9 protein-coding genes are annotated in these 15,808 nt (G+C 49.1%); 7 read left to right on the forward strand and 2 right to left on the reverse strand.

Going from position 1 to position 15,808, the window contains the following annotated elements; translation table 11 throughout:
* On the forward strand, positions 1-813 hold the full coding sequence (locus GT019_RS30435; protein WP_161747221.1) for a class I SAM-dependent methyltransferase: 813 nt from the start codon (positions 1-3) through the stop codon (positions 811-813).
* A 210-nt stretch (positions 814-1,023) separates the two neighbouring features.
* A complete protein-coding gene (sigK, locus tag GT019_RS30440) occupies positions 1,024-1,725 on the forward strand; it encodes an RNA polymerase sporulation sigma factor SigK (protein WP_161747249.1) in 702 nt (233 codons plus the stop codon).
* Positions 1,726-1,836: 111 nt separating this feature from the next.
* Here sigK and GT019_RS30445 read toward each other — a convergent pair whose 3' ends face one another.
* Positions 1,837-2,694: an AraC family transcriptional regulator gene (locus tag GT019_RS30445; RefSeq protein WP_161747222.1), complete on the reverse strand. Its 858-nt coding sequence runs from the start codon at positions 2,692-2,694 to the stop codon at positions 1,837-1,839.
* A 118-nt stretch (positions 2,695-2,812) separates the two neighbouring features.
* Here GT019_RS30445 and GT019_RS30450 point away from each other — a divergent pair, with 118 nt between their 5' ends.
* Positions 2,813-4,735, forward strand: a complete 1,923-nt coding sequence (locus tag GT019_RS30450) for a beta-L-arabinofuranosidase domain-containing protein (RefSeq protein ID WP_201755659.1) — start codon at positions 2,813-2,815, stop codon at positions 4,733-4,735.
* 195 nt (positions 4,736-4,930) lie between these two features.
* Here the strand turns inward: GT019_RS30450 and GT019_RS30455 are convergent, their stop codons facing one another.
* Positions 4,931-5,821, reverse strand: a complete 891-nt coding sequence (locus GT019_RS30455) for an AraC family transcriptional regulator (RefSeq protein ID WP_161747223.1) — start codon at positions 5,819-5,821, stop codon at positions 4,931-4,933.
* Between the two features lie 379 nt (positions 5,822-6,200).
* Here GT019_RS30455 and GT019_RS30460 point away from each other — a divergent pair, with 379 nt between their 5' ends.
* The 4 genes from GT019_RS30460 (at position 6,201) to GT019_RS30475 (ending at position 15,747) form a co-directional block, all read left to right on the forward strand.
* Positions 6,201-8,555, forward strand: a complete 2,355-nt coding sequence (locus GT019_RS30460; RefSeq protein WP_161747224.1) for a peptide-binding protein — start codon at positions 6,201-6,203, stop codon at positions 8,553-8,555.
* A gap of 66 nt (positions 8,556-8,621) precedes the next feature.
* On the forward strand, positions 8,622-9,485 hold the full coding sequence (locus GT019_RS30465; protein ID WP_161747251.1) for a sugar phosphate isomerase/epimerase family protein: 864 nt from the start codon (positions 8,622-8,624) through the stop codon (positions 9,483-9,485).
* 17 nt (positions 9,486-9,502) lie between these two features.
* Entirely contained in the window at positions 9,503-10,534 is a 1,032-nt protein-coding gene (locus tag GT019_RS30470) for a Gfo/Idh/MocA family protein (RefSeq protein WP_161747225.1), read from the forward strand.
* 422 nt (positions 10,535-10,956) lie between these two features.
* Positions 10,957-15,747, forward strand: coding sequence for a glycosyl hydrolase family 95 catalytic domain-containing protein (locus tag GT019_RS30475; protein WP_161747226.1), 4,791 nt, complete (start codon positions 10,957-10,959; stop codon positions 15,745-15,747).
* Positions 15,748-15,808 lie beyond the last annotated feature (61 nt).

The raw sequence follows: 15,808 nt of genomic DNA on the forward strand, positions 1-15,808 counted from the left end.
ATGGACGATATCATTGCCTATTATAACGCGTTCGACGAGTGGGGCAGGCTTGACCGCGAACCGCTGGAATACAAAGTCAATCTCCATCATATCGTGAATCGCCTTCCGGAGCGGGGGAGGATCCTGGATAACGGGGCCGGACCGGGGAAATACGCCATGGCGCTGGCCAAGCTCGGCTACCGGATGACGGTGACCGACTTGACGCCGAGGCTCGTGGAGTTCGCGAGGCAGAAGGCCCAGGAACTGGCGCTGGCACCGCAATTCGACGGCTTCTACCCGGCGGATGCCCGGGATCTGAGCCGATTCCCCGACGCGCATTTCGATGCTTCGCTGATGCTGGGGCCGCTTTATCATCTGCAGGAGGAAGCGGACCGCGAACGCGCCGTCTCCGAGTTGTTTCGCGTGACGAAGCCGGGCGGCCGCGTATTCGTCGCCTTCATGTCGCGGACGCGGTTCCTGGCGACGTCCCTCATGTTTCCGGAAGCGTGGAAACCGAACCACACGGCGGCGGGCATTAGCGGCTTCCTGGAGACGGGCGCCTTCAACCATGCCGATCCCGGACGGTTCACGGGCGCTTATTATTTCGACACCGACGCGATTAAGCCGTTCATGGAAGCGCACGGTTTCCATACCGAGAAATTGATCGGCTCGGGCAGCATTGCAGGCGCGCTGGGTCCGGAGCAATGGGCGTATTGGCGGCAGCGGGGCGACGAGGAATACGACGCGATCATGCAGCTGGTCATGAAGGAGTCGGAGAATCCGTATATTCTCGGCCATTCGTCCCATCTCTTGTACATCGGGCGCAAAGCGTAGCCCGCCTTCGTGCGGTTCAGAAGGATCGCACTTGCGGCGCTAAGCGGACTTTCGAGACAAGAAGACAATCGACAGATTGCGGCTCGTTGCAACATCCTTTTCCGTACAGGCACTTCTAGGCCTGCGCCCACATAGAATGAAGAACAGTCTCGAAAAGTCGGGGAGGGCGTGAATCCTGCCCGGCCATTACATCTTGGGGGTGGCCGTATTATGCCTGGATTTTTTGCCGCAGTCGCGCTGTTCATCAAACAATTGTCGCTTCTTGTCTCCTATGTCAAAAACAACGCTTTTCCCCAGCCGCTGCAAGAAGAAGAGGAGCTCCGGCACCTGCAGTTAATGGCTGAGGGGAATCAACACTCGCGGAATTTGCTGATCGAGCACAACCTGAGATTGGTCGCGCATATCGTCAAAAAATTCGATAACACGGGCGAAGGTCTCGAAGATCTAATCTCCATCGGTACGATCGGATTGATAAAAGCCATCGAGAGCTTCCAGACGGGAAAAGGCACGAAGCTTGCGACGTTCGCGGCGCGCTGCATCGAGAACGAGATCCTGATGCATCTCCGGTCGCTCAAGAAAACGCGCAAGGACGTGTCCCTGCACGATCCGATCGGCACGGATAAGGAAGGCAATGAAATCACCTTGATCGATATCCTTGGGACGGAAGCCGACGAGGTCGCGGATCGAGTGCAATTGAAAATTGAAAAAAGTAAAATATATAAAAATCTCGACATCCTGGATGAACGCGAAAAGGAAGTCGTGGTCGGTCGGTTTGGTCTCATCACCGGTGGGGAAGAGCGGACGCAGCGTGAGATCGCGAAGGAGCTGGGCATCTCGAGGTCGTATGTGTCACGAATCGAGAAGCGGGCGCTGATGAAGCTATATCATGAGTTTTATAAAGTGAAGAAATGAATACGAAAAGTGGTTACCCAAAAGAAACAATAATTGTGTGTTGAACGTGGCACATTCAGTTCAAAGGAGACACGCGACATAGCGATGTCTCCTTTTTGGCTAAAATATTTTCTAGTAGAACCGTTTCCGATATTCTGTCGGGGAGGATCCCAGTATTTTTTTGAAGACCCTGCTGAAATAGAAAGGGTTATGAAAGCCAAGCCGTTCACCGATTTCGGCTATATTTAAGTCGGTTCCGCGCATGAGTTCAATTGCTTTGTTGAGTCGCAGTTTAGTATGCGCTTCGATTATGCTCTGACCCGTCTCCCGGCGGAACACGGACGATAAGTAGCTATAGTTCAAATTAAGATGCCGTCCCAGTACTTCGGAATCGAACGGTCGGTCCGCATGTTCCGCCAAATAGGCCATAACTTGCTTCGAAATGGCATCGGAACGCCCGGAATTTCGGCTACCTAACATCGCCTTATTTAACTGAAGGAATAGGGCATAGGCCTCGATGCTGACCAATGTCATCGCATTGGCTTCAGGCTCCCGAAACTTATGGATAATAGCATCTAGCAGCTGACGAAGTGACAGATGCCAGGGTGATGAACCGTGCTTAGGCAATCGTATGTGATAGGCATAGTGGTCGGGAAAATAAGCGCCAAGTCCCTGCAGTGGTTCATACTCGTTCAACGCGGCTACATTTGAAGCCGGCGTATCGAAATGGATCCAATACCAGCTCGTTCCGGGCGTAAAGAACGGTTCTCCCCAATGATGAAGCCCTTTGCGAAGAAAGAGATGCTCCCCTTCCTGGACAAAGAATTCACGACCTTCCTCGATTACCTGCATATTGCCTTCTACCACATAGAAGAAAACATCGAAATCCAGTGTTCGATCATGGTGCGCGTAGGTTCCCTCCACACGATGATAACCTACGTCCCTGACCAACGGGAATCTGTCGGCAGTCAGGTATACGTCCGTAATCATTCCGTTCCTCCCTTCTCTAGCAAAACGCGGCATGCAGAAAGTATAATTCCTAAAAAAAGTGTATGCAATCACAAATAAGCTGCATTCTCCCTTCATACTTCAGCATTTACAATATTGTTTGAAATATAAAACGAAGAATGGAGGCTTATCTGTGATAGGAAGCGACATATTCAAAGAACTGCCGTCGGGCAGGTCGAAGCTGGTTCCTGGCCCCTTGACCAACAGATTCGAATTGAATACCAAATACGTCATGAGTTTGACCAACGATAACCTGCTTCGCAATTTTTACCTGGAGGCCGGTCTATGGAGCTACAGCGGCAATGGTGGAACGACGACTTCTACGACGAGACCGGTTGGCCCCGAGCACTGGCACTGGGGTTGGGAATCTCCGACCTGTGAGCTGCGAGGCCATATCATGGGGCACTGGCTCTCTGCGGCGGCCAGAATATATGCGCAAAGCAATGACCGGCTCATCAAGGCGAAGGCCGATACGATCGTAGACGAATTGGCACGCTGCCAGAAAGCGAACGGAGGAGAGTGGCTAGCCGCCTTTCCCGAGACTTACATGCACCGGATCGCGCAAGGTAAATGGGTATGGGCGCCTCACTATACAATTCATAAGCTGCTAATGGGGCTGCTCGAGATGTATACGCTCGCCGGCAGCGAACCTGCGCTCACTGTCATGCAAGGAATAGCTGCTTGGTTTCATCGTTGGACGGGCTCGTTCAGCCGGGAAGAAATGGACGATTTGCTCGATTTGGAGACGGGAGGCATGCTGGAGACGTGGGCTGAGCTTTACGGGATAACCGGGGAGCCCCGCCATTTGGAGCTCATTCACCGCTACGATCGGCGGCGTTTCTTTGATGCGCTTATTGAAGGCAAGGATGTATTGACCAATAAACATGCAAATACACAAATTCCCGAAATCCTAGGAGCGGCAAGAGCTTGGGAAGTCACAGGCTTGGAACGGTATAGGCAGGCAGTTGAAGCCTTCTGGGCGCAGGCAGTTACAACTAGAGGATATGTTTGTACTGGAGCCGGCGACAACGCAGAATTGTGGATGCCTCCAGAAAAGATGGCTTTGCGTTTGGGGGTCGGTCAAGAGCACTGCTGCACTTATAATATGATGCGGCTGGCGCATATCCTTCTTCGATGGACCGGCGATGCGAAATATGCGGATTATTGGGAGAGAAGATTCTACAATGGCGTACTTGCCCAGCAGCATGGTGAGAATGGGATGATCGCTTACTTCCTCGGCGTAGGGGCGGGAAGCCAGAAAACCTGGGGAACGCCAACACAGCACTTTTGGTGCTGCCACGGCACGCTGATGCAAGCAAACGCATCCTATGAGCGCCAAATTTTTCTGGAGCACCAGGATGGTATCGCGATCAGTCAGTGGATTCCGGCAGAGACCTCACTGGTCCTCTCTGGCGTGAAGGTCGGTTTACGATTGGAACAGGATGCCCAATTCGGCGTTCATCCCTTGAACGGCTGGTCGGTTGAAGGCATGCGCGCGATTACGGAAGTACATGTTCCCTCGATCCCTGAATCCCGGCCTGACCGTTACGTCTATACGATTCGAGTGCAAACGGACTCTTCAGTTTCCTTCTCGCTCAAACTCCGACTTCCTTGGTGGCTTAGCGGCACGCCTCGTATCCAGATGAACGCACAAACATTGGACATCGAAGGTACCCCAACCTCTTTCTTGGAACTGAAGCGGGAGTGGAAGGATGGCGATCGGGTAAACATCGAATTTCCGAAGCGTCTGACTGCCGAGCCATTACCGGGGGAGACAAAGACGTTTGCCTTTATGGACGGACCAATCGTGTTGGCAGGGCTGGTCGACGAGGAGCGTCGCCTAACAGGCGATTCGGAATTGCCCTCTTCCATGCTCGTACCGGATCGCGAACGTCATCATGGTTGGTGGAATGTTGGCAATTATCGAACGATTGGCCAGGCGCGGGGGATACGTTTTGTCCCCTTGTACGAAATTAGGGATGAGGCCTATACGGTCTACTTCCCGGTTGAATCAATTACTTAATCTTGGGGAATGCAGGCGACGGCGACGAAAGTTAACCTCTTTCTCGTGAGAGGCTGTCGGTCTCTTCTTTGAACAGCACCCCGTCAAGAAGACAGTACAAATAATTTAAAGTAATTAAGAGGCCTTCGTCCTGATCTCCACAGGACTGAGGCCGTTTTTTTGAAAGGTCGTTGTTGTTTATTCACCAGGACGATTTTATACCCCAGTTGAGTACATGTTTTTATACGCTGATGGTGTCATATTCATGTAAATTTTAAACCATTTTGAAAAGTAACTAACGTTTTGATAACCAGCTTCTAATGAAGCTTCTATTACATTGTAAGAACCAGTTCGTAACAAAGTTGCAGCCTTATTGATCCGAATAAAGTTCAAATACTCCATTGGCCGCATTCCGGTTCGTTCTTTGAAAAATTTACAAAAGTGGGACTTGCTTAAAGATATGATTGACGATAGTTGATTTAAATCCAGCTTATTGAAGGAGTTGTCCTCCATGTAAGCCAGAACATGTTTTATTTGTCGATTTTCTTGACCATGCCGTTTTTTTGAAATTGTTTTAGACTCAACCAATTCAAATTGATAGCTATCTGCGATAAATAAAAGCATATTGGCCTTCAAACTCATTTCGTAAGCGAGGGATCGACATGCAAAACTTGAAAGTACTTGCCGAATATAAAATAGCAGTTCAAGATGCTCTTTTTTGTGTGTAGATAAAAAAGTAGGCAATCTGGAAACCCCGCTCAGAATCGGAATTAAAAATTGTTCCTGTATCCGATCCCTGTGAAGGGAGGATAACCAGGATAATTTAAACACAATCGAATAAAACAAGACCCCCTCACAATCATCGCTTACACCTGAGTGTAATTCGCCAGGATGAACAATTACTGCTTCTCCCGTGGTTATTTTGTAATCCTGATTCTCGATTTTAAATACGGCGCTCCCCTCTTTCATGTAAATAAACTCCATTTCATTATGCCAATGAATAGGTAGGATTGTATGGATATTGCCCGGATGTTCAATGGTATAAATATGAAATGGAAAGTCTGGAAATCCATGATGCGAATTCTCCCGATAACGATGTTCGTACATGGATACGCCACCTCCAATAAGAACAATTATAAAATTGTGTTAAGTATACACAATTTTATGTTTAATTTCATGCACGTAAGAAATTAACTAGGGAATCGTACGAACGAGCGACAAGATGAATTGCTCTACTCAACAGGATATACAAACTGCATGCGGCATTTCTTACAATACCTTAACCTGAACTTAAGCGCGCACATAGATACACCTTGGATAATAATATTGTGTTAGTAAAACGTGATTTTCTGTTAGATTTCGTAGGCTTATTAATAATATAATTTCTATACCTAATCAATAACAATAACTGTTGGAGGGCGGAACCAAATAAGGAATCAGATGAAAGTAAATAAGAGCGGTCGTTTCGACCAGAAAAGGAGCACAAATGAAAAATTCCACGGTAAATATATATGTCTCTTCCAACGGTAATGATTTTGCCGACGGAACCGAAGGAAATCCTTTCGCAACATTGCAACGAGCGCAAATCGAAGCACGATCCGCAGCGGGACAAGGAAAGCCGGTCCATGTCTGGGTGCATGGGGGCATATATTATCTTTCGGAAACCATGCTTTTTTTGCCGGAGGATTCGGGATCTGCGGATGCTCTTGTGATTTATGAAGCGGTTCCCGGCGAGAACGTTACGATTAGCGGAGGGGAGAAGCTGGATCTTCAATGGCGTTCGTATGAAGGAGGTATTATGCAAACGCATTCACTTTCGCCTGGTTTGAAAATGGATCAGTTATTCATAAATAATCGACAGATGCATATGGCGAGGTATCCGAGCTTTAATGAGCATACCCGAATCATGAACGGATACGCCAAGGATTGCATGAGTCCGGAGCGTGTCGCACGGTGGGCAAATCCCGCGGGCGGATATGTGCATGCCATGCATAAGCACTTGTGGGGAGACTATCGTTATCTGATAAAAGGAAAGGACAAGAACGACCGGCTTATCCTTGATGGCGGCTGGCAAAACAACCGAAAGATGGGTATGCATGATGACTACCGTTACATTGAAAATATTTTTGAAGAGCTGGACTCGCCAGGGGAATGGTTCTATGACGAGAAAGTCGGAACGCTTTATGTATATCCGTACCCGGATACGATCCTTCAAGAGTCATCAATCGAAGGCATTCGATTAGCTCATTTAGTTGAGTTTCGGGGCAGCGAGGATTCCCCAGTTCGTTATATTGCGCTTAAGGGGTTTACCTTTAAACATGCTGCAAGAACCTTTATGGACAATCGCGAGCCTCTCTTGCGCAGCGATTGGACCACGTATCGTGGCGGGGCAATCGTATTGCACGGATCCGAGAATTGTTCGATTGATGATTGTGGTTTTGTTCAATTGGGCGGAAATGCGATATTCGTCGATGATTATAATCGCAATGCGATGATTAGAGGATGTCTGATTCGCGATGTAGGGGCAAATGGTATTGCTTTTGTCGGTAATCCGGATTCGGTCCGCAGCCCGCTATTTGAATATAACGAACGTCAAATGCTGAAGGACATGGACCAAACCCCTGGACCCCGAACAAATCATTATCCTGCCCAGTGTCTGGTCGAGGATTGCCTGATATCCAGAGTAGGGCAGGTGGAAAAACAATCCGCTCCCATCCAAATATCCATGTCTTTGGATATAACGGTCCGGCATTGCAGTATTTATGAAGTTCCCAGAGCGGGAATTAATATTTCCGAAGGGACATTCGGAGGACATATCATCGAATTTTGCGATGTATTCGATACTGTGCTGGAAACCGGCGATCATGGTTCATTCAACGCGTGGGGAAGAGATCGGTACTGGTTGCTGGAAGACGCGGATATGGACAAAATTAACCCGGACAACGAAACGGCTGACAGTATATTGCCTATATTGGACATGGTAAGGCCGATTACGATTCGGAATAACAGATGGCGTTGCGACTACGGATGGGATATCGATCTTGACGATGGCTGCACATGGTACCAAATTTACAATAACTTGTGCCTAGGCGGAGGCATTAAGTTAAGAGAGGGTTTTTACCGTACATGCGAAAACAATATCATGGTAAACAACACGTTTCATCCCCATGTTTGGTTTAAGGGGAGCAGGGACATTTTTCGCTGCAATATCGTGTTTAGCGAATATGCACCGATTCGCGTACCGAAGCCGTGGGGGAAAGAATGCGATTGGAACCTGATTCATCAAGCTGACCTGCTGGAAAAGAAACCTGCATTGACGGTCCAAGTGCAGAGCGGATCGGATAACCATTCGATCATTGCGGATGCGCTATTTGTTCATACGGCTTCTGGAAATTATCAGGTTCGGGAAGAATCTCCTGCGCTTGATTTGGGATTCCGTAATTTCCCGATGGATCAGTTCGGAGTGCACAAACCGAGATTGAAAAAGATCGCCAAAACGCCAAAGCTTCCTGAACTCGGCGTTATTATGAGCGAATCCGGCCGTCTTCCGCAGACTGCGCTTTGGGGAAGATGCAAAGTTAAGAACATTGTGGGGATGGGGGAAGTATCCGCAGCCGGTTTACCGGCAGAAGTAGGGATTATCATTGAATCTCTCCCCTGGGGCAGTTGGCAGATGGAAAAAGGTTTTCAGGTTGCGGACGTAGTCTTGGGGATAAATGAAAAAAAAGTAGATACGGTTGATGATCTTTTGCAATTATACGAAGCCTGCCCTTCAGGCGAGAGTTTTGGTGTAACCATTTTTCGTGGACAGAAAGAAATAGAACTAACGGTGAGTAAATGAATCAAAGATGGCTATTTTTATTTCAGACAGGGGAGTTTCGCCGTGCAAATTTTACGTATTGGAACAATGGTCTGGGGTGAAGATGCATTAAATGTCATCCCGCAAATTCTTCCTCACGGGTTTGAATGTTTTGAGCTCGCATTCTGGCAGACGACAGGTAACACTGATCTTGAGGACTTGGCCAAACGGCTGCAAGCTAAATTAGCCGAGCAAAATTGTATTATCTCTTGTCTTACGATATTTGGGAACCCGCTCACTAACGAAGGAAGCAACGCGGACGCGATTGCCAGTTGGGAACGTTTAATCGATCATGCTCATCTTTTTGGCGTTGACCTCATAACCGGCTTCACGGGACGTCTGACAGACCGGCCGATCGACGAATCCATTCCTCGATTCAAAGAGGTTTTTGGAGAACTATCCAAAAGAGCAATGGATAAGGGCATCCGGCTTGCATTTGAAAATTGCGACATGGATGGCGACTGGAAGAAAGGCGACTGGAATATCGCGCTTAATCCGACTGCATGGGAAATGATGTTCGATGCAGTTCCGATGGATAATATAGGTTTGGAGTGGGAGCCTGCTCACCAAATGGTCAGCCTGATCGATCCGATCCCGCAGCTGCGCAAATGGGTTGATAGAATATTCCATGTTCATGGAAAAGACGCCACGATAGCGTGGGATATCGTTAGAGAACATGGTATCCATGGTCCCAAGCCGTTTGTCTGGCATCGTACTCCAGGATTCGGAGATAGCAATTGGACCGACATTATTACCATATTACGGCAAGCGGGCTATACGGGCACGATTGATATCGAAGGCTGGCACGATCCCGTATACCGGGGGGATTTGGAAATGACAGGCCAAGTGCATGCATTGAATTATTTGAAGCATTGTCGCGGGGGCGCTTGGATCCCCAATCCCAAAAATTAAAGGAGGGGATATTTGAAATGGTAAAATTTAAAGTCGTATCCGTAGGCTGCGGCATTATTGCGAACGAATGGATGAAAAATGTGCTCTCCCGAACAGACATGGAAATCGTTGCATTGGTGGACATCAGAAAAGATTCAGCAGATGCAATGGCTGAACGCTATGGGTTAACATGCCCTACGTTTACGGATACAGCTACTGCCATTTCCCAGACGAACGCCGATGTCGTGTTTGACTTGACAATACCTGCGAGTCATTTCAGCGTATGTACGACTGCATTGAAGCTTGGTTGCAGCGTCTTCAGCGAGAAACCGTTAGCGGCATCGATGGCGGAAGCTCATGAGATGATTCTCCAGTCCGAACGAAGCGGGAAGTCATTCTCGGTTATGCAAAACCGTAGATACGATCCGAACATTCGCGCTTATCGTAATCTTGTACATTCGGGCACGATTGGCAAACCTGGTTATATTGGCGCCGATTTCTTCATCGGTGCCCATTTCGATGGGTTTCGTGCCGTGATGGACAGTCCTCTGGTGCTTGATATGGCCATTCATACTTTTGACCAAGCGCGCTTTATTACCGACACCGATCCCGTCTCCGTATATTGCCATGAATACAATCCGCCCGGATCGTGGTACAAGGGCAATGCGTCAGCTATATGCATATTTGAAATGTCGGATGGTTCCGTTTTCTGTTACCGGGGCTCCTGGTGTGCGGAGGGGGTTCCTACTTCATGGGAAGCTTCCTGGCGGGTTACAGGTGAACGAGGGACAGCGATCTGGGATGGCTTCACGGCACCGTATGCCGAGATCGTTGCTCCGAGGGAACAAAAGGACAAATTTATTTATGAATATTCTCGCGTTGAGAGCGATTATACATGGGAAGGAAACTTGGGTCATGCCGGCTGCCTCGACGAGATGTTCGCTGCCCTGAAGGAAGGGCGACCCGCCGAAACAGATTGCCGGGATAATATCAAGAGTATTGAAATGGTTCTGGGCGCTGTAGAGAGCGCAAGAACAGGCAGGAAAATCTATCTTAAAGATTTCAGTTAAAATAAACACAATCATCAGATTCAGAGAGACAATTTAATGTTAATGTTGCGACAAAATGGCTCGTTATTCAGAAAGCCTACCATAGAGGCAATCGTCTTGATGGTGAGGCTTTCTTTGTTGTGTTTTGCAAGATACCTATACATCCGTGGAAAAAATGTGCAAATAAACACACAAACATCTGCATGGAAAGCATGAAAGCGCTTAGCTATAATAAAAACGCTATCAAATGAATGCGTTTTCAAAATGTTGTTTGCGATGCCATTAATGCAAACGATGTTAATTTCATGTTTTCCCAACCACCAAAAAAAGGGGATGTAGCGATATTTTCTAAGAGATTTGGTAAGTAGAATGTCTACAGGACAAATACCCGATGCGGAATGATGATTTCGGAGAGGCTTGCTTAATTTAGAGGAGGTACCAGAATGGCAAAAAAACGAACCCTATCAATTTTATCTCAATTGCTTACTTCAATCATGATATTGCAAACGGTTACAGCCTTTCCGACATGGACGCAAGCGGAAGGCGCAACCCCGTCAACCTCAGTTCCCGACGCGGTTTACGGTGACGAATCAGCCTCTGTGTCCAGCCTGGTTTACAGCGACCCAACAACTCCTGTCTTCCCTGATTCGAACAATGGAGTAACCCCTATATTCAATCCGGATTACAGCAAGCTGATCGGGCGGTCCGACCTTGCTTATACGGGAAGAATTACAACGGGTACCCAGGGAATGCCCATAGCGAACGGAAGGTTCGGCGGGCCTGTTTGGCAGAACAGCGGCAATACGCTTTCCATGCAGCTGAACGACACGGACAGCTTTATGTTCAATGATGCCTCCTCGGCTTCCAAAGATCATGCGAACTCGGGCGGAGGCGCCGTGGGGAGGGTCCATGTCGGCTTTGGGACAGGTACGGTTTTTAACGACGCCACGAAGCAGCATTTATCTTTGTATGACGGCAAACTGAGCATTAATGGCGCCGGAGTGGACGTCAATGTAATCGCAAACATGAGCTCGGATGCGATTGCGCTCCAAATAACGGATTATCGTCCCGCGCCTCAGGGAATCACCGTTGATTTGACCATGCTTCGCGATGCGAATCAAGTCTGGGGAAATCATTCCGCGGTTTCCACGCTGACCAAGGCAGCGGACAATAAAACGGTTGTACTGGAACAGGTTATTCAGGAACCCAGCGATACGGGCATGGCCGTGAATGATTTTTACAACCACACAGCCGTTGCGGCAACCGTGCAAGGCAGAGACGTTTCATCGGTTTCCAACAGCATGGTCGGTAACCGTCAAGCGCTTAGATTGAATTTGCCCGCGCAGAGCGGCACCTTCACCGTCATCATCGGCGGAGGCTCAACCATGGATAAGACGGTGGACGTGAAAGCTCGCGCAATCGCGAATGCGGCCGATTCCCCGGACTATGGCAGCATATATGCGGCCACTCGGGCATGGTGGAGCGACTTCTGGCAGAAATCATATGTTTATCTGCCATCGCAGGCGGATTTTGAACAGAGGCGGAACTATTACATGTATCTGTCCGCCATTTCCAGCAGAGGCTCATATCCTTCCAAGTATAACGGCGGCATCTGGATTGGCGAGGAGGATCGGCGGGACTGGGGCAGCTATTATTGGAACTGGAACCAGGATTCCTTGTATCAACCTCTGATGTCAGCCAACCATATCGATTTGATGGAACCGATGTTTAAAATGCGGGATTCAAGCTATGAACAATACGAAACCGCCGCAAAGCAAATGTGGGGCAGCGATGGCATTTTCATCGGCGAGACGGGCGGAGTATTGGGCTGGGAAACGTTGCCGGATAATATTGCCGATGCCGTGAAGCAGTATTATACGTTCCAAACCAACACCCGGACGCAGGAATTCACCGATTTTACAAAGAAAAGAAACACCTTCCTCCCTGCATGGAACTGGAACGTTTTTGGCAGCGGCAATAACCAGGCAAGTTATGTCTCGCATACCATGATGGCGACCCAGGAAACCGCCGAGTATTACTGGCAGGTGTACGATTACACAAAGGACCTCGACTGGCTGCGGGAACAGGCCTATCCTTTCATCAAGGGCGCGGCGGAGCTTTACGACACCTATCCCGGTTTTAAAAAAGACGCCGACGGAAAGTATCATATCTACAATACCAATCTCCATGAGCATATCTGGGCCGGTAAAGACGTAATCGATGACTTGTCCATGGCAAGGGGCGTTTTTGCGGCTGCGATCAAGTCTTCCGAGCTGCTTGGCGTAGACGCGGACATGCGTTCGCAGTGGCAGGAGATTCTCGACAATCTCGCGGACTATCCGTTACGTACTGACCCCGGCGCTCTGTGGGCGGCAACCACCGATTCGTCGATGGCTTCCAAGCTCGCGACAGATAAGCCCGCATTTGCGCAGGGCCTTTCGCCTGCATACTTCACAAGGGATTTACAAGGCACTGAAAGCCCGATCTTCAAGATGCTTGAAAAATATGACGTGCTCAACCTGGAGACAAGGGACGAAGGTCTGGACAACGGCGATTGGGATATCGCGCTTAATACGTATTTGCATTCTCCCGGTTACCTGAACCAGTACAAAAATCAGGTGATTGACAGAAACGGTTCCAGCCGCTTTCATGTGGACGCCGCCAAACTTGGGCGCGCAGATGATATGGAGATGATATTAAATACGCAATACGGCGTGTTCAGCACCAACGGCGAACACCCTAACCTGCTTTTTGACCAAGGAGATTATTATTCGGCGGAAGGCTACGGAACTTTCTCCGCCGCGATTCAGGAAGCGCTCAATCAAAGCCTCAGCGCCACGACTGGCGGAGAACCGGTGATTCGGGTGTTCCCGGCATGGCCTAAAGCGTGGGACGCCAAATACAAGCTGCTGGGCAAGGATGGTTTCCTGGTATCCTCCTCCATGGAGTCGGGTGATATTCAATATGTGGAAATCGAGTCGCAGCTTGGAGGAGTCGGCCGCATCAGAAGCCCGTGGGATTCCGATATTGTTCTGTACCGTAACGGGGTAAAGGCGGAAACGATATCCGCCACGGAGAATCAATTGCTAGCGTTTAATACAGAGCAAGGCGAGGATATCGTGCTGGTGAGGGCAGGTACAACCCCTGACACGTATAGAACCTCCGACCTGGCTGACTCCGTATACACCGTGGCGAACGATACGAACAAAAATATTGCCTACACAGGCTCATGGGAAGTCGGCAGCGGCACAGAAGTCGATTACGGGAACGACATTCATTATACCGAAACCGATGGCGACTCCGCCGAGTTCACGTTTTACGGAGCCGGCATCGACTACATCACGGAAATGGGTCCAGATATGGGCGAAGTCGAGGTATATATCGATGGCAAACTCGATAAAACCGTAAACTGTTACTCGGAGGAATCCTTAGGCCAGCAGACCGCTTATGTCAACATAGGCTTGGACTATGGCAGACACAAGATCAAGCTTGTCAAGAAGTCCGGGGAGCGTATGATCGTCGATGCCTTCGGAATCCGGCGCAATACCGGTCTCAACGCGACCACGATAAATGACAACGATCCAGGTGCCGTATCCTACGTTAATGCGTCCGGGGCAACTTCACAGGCTAACGGCGCTTGGTTTTACACAAGCAACAGATCGGGCGAAGGCGCGTATAAGGGCGACGCCCATATTTCCGGCAACGCTTCCAGCGGCGGTATCGGCAACTATATCGAATTTCCGTTTCACGGAACCGGCGTTGCGTATCTCACCGAAAGAAACAATGATATGGGCGAGGTAAGAGTCTATCTTGACGGTGAGGACAAGGGGACGGTAACCGCTTATAAAACCGGAGGCCGGGATTCCCAGTACCCGCTTTATTCCATTACCGGACTGCCCCTTGGAGATCATACGCTCAAGCTTGTCAAGCAAACCGGTCAGTATATGATCGTTGATGCTTTTAAGGTCTGGGGTCCAACCAGCGATCCGGAAGTGACTTATATCAAGGTCGATAAGCAGCCAAAGCTGACTTACCTTGATGGATCGGCATTGGATCTTTCCGGAATGGAGATTACCGCGGCATATTCAGACGGCAGCATGAAAACACTCGCCTATAACGATGACGGAGTATCGGTTCATCTTACAAGCGGCGAGGCAATCGAGAACGGAAGTGCGCTTACACAAGCGGAAAGCGATAGTAAAACACTTACGGTCAGCTACGGAGGAAGAACCGCAAAAACAACTGCACTGCAAGTAGATTCGCTAACTGATGTGCCAGATCTCCTTAATTTGCAACTAGCGCAATTTTACGCGAGCCAAGGCAATGCGTATAACGCTGTGTATTACTATCAATTGGCCATCGGCAATGGAGATACGGAACTCGAAACAGAGATGGGCGCTGCAGCACGGCAACTCCAGCGGCAAGCGAGCAACGCTATGAAAGCAGGGGAGTTCACGCGGGCCTATTCGGACTACCAGCTCTTGGCCACGAGTCCAGCCATTCCTTCCGATGTTGCGGATGATGCGACGAAGAGTATGAGCTCCAATGACAACATAGGCGTTGCCTGGTATTACTTCAATCAGAACAATTTCTACAACACCGTGTACTTTTTGAGCCAAGAAGTAGTAAACGGCAATCAAAGTACAGGTATCAGTGCTCTGATTGGCTATGTAGCGGCAAAGTTGCAAGTACAAGCGCAAAGCGAGATGCAGCAAGGGCAGTTTGAAAGCGCCTATACGGATTATCAATTATTGGCGAGCAGTCAAGGCGTTCCAATGGACGTAGCACAGGATGCGACAAATAGTCTGGCTACCGATGAGAGTTTAGGGCAGGCGTGGTTCTATCTGTCAACGAACAATTGGTATAACGCCGTATACTATTTAGGCAGTGCAATGCAGACGAACGCCAGTACCGGCGTGACCGCGTTGATGGATTTTGCAGCACAAAAGCTGCATCAGCAGGCACAAAGTCAAACGGCTTCGCAGGGTTCGTTTGAGCAGAGTTATAACGCTTATTTCTCGCTGTCAACCACGACAGGCGTCCCGGCAGCGATTGCAGAGGACGCGGGTAAGAGTATTGACGTGAGCGATAGCGATTATGGGGATGCGCTGTGGTACTTGGATCAAAAGAATTACGACAACGCCAAATATTATTTGCAACAAATTGCAGCAAAGGGCAATGACAGCACGGGCGTTAACGCATTGTTAGCATTTGTTACCGGTAAATCAGGCTAGTAACTGTCTCTCTGAATTGAGGGAAGAAGCTCAGGCGGCTTCCCTCTGCAGAGAGATTTTA

Source organism: Paenibacillus glycinis (genome assembly GCF_009909185.1).
Taxonomy (GTDB): Bacteria; Bacillota; Bacilli; order Paenibacillales; family Paenibacillaceae; genus Paenibacillus_Z; species Paenibacillus_Z glycinis.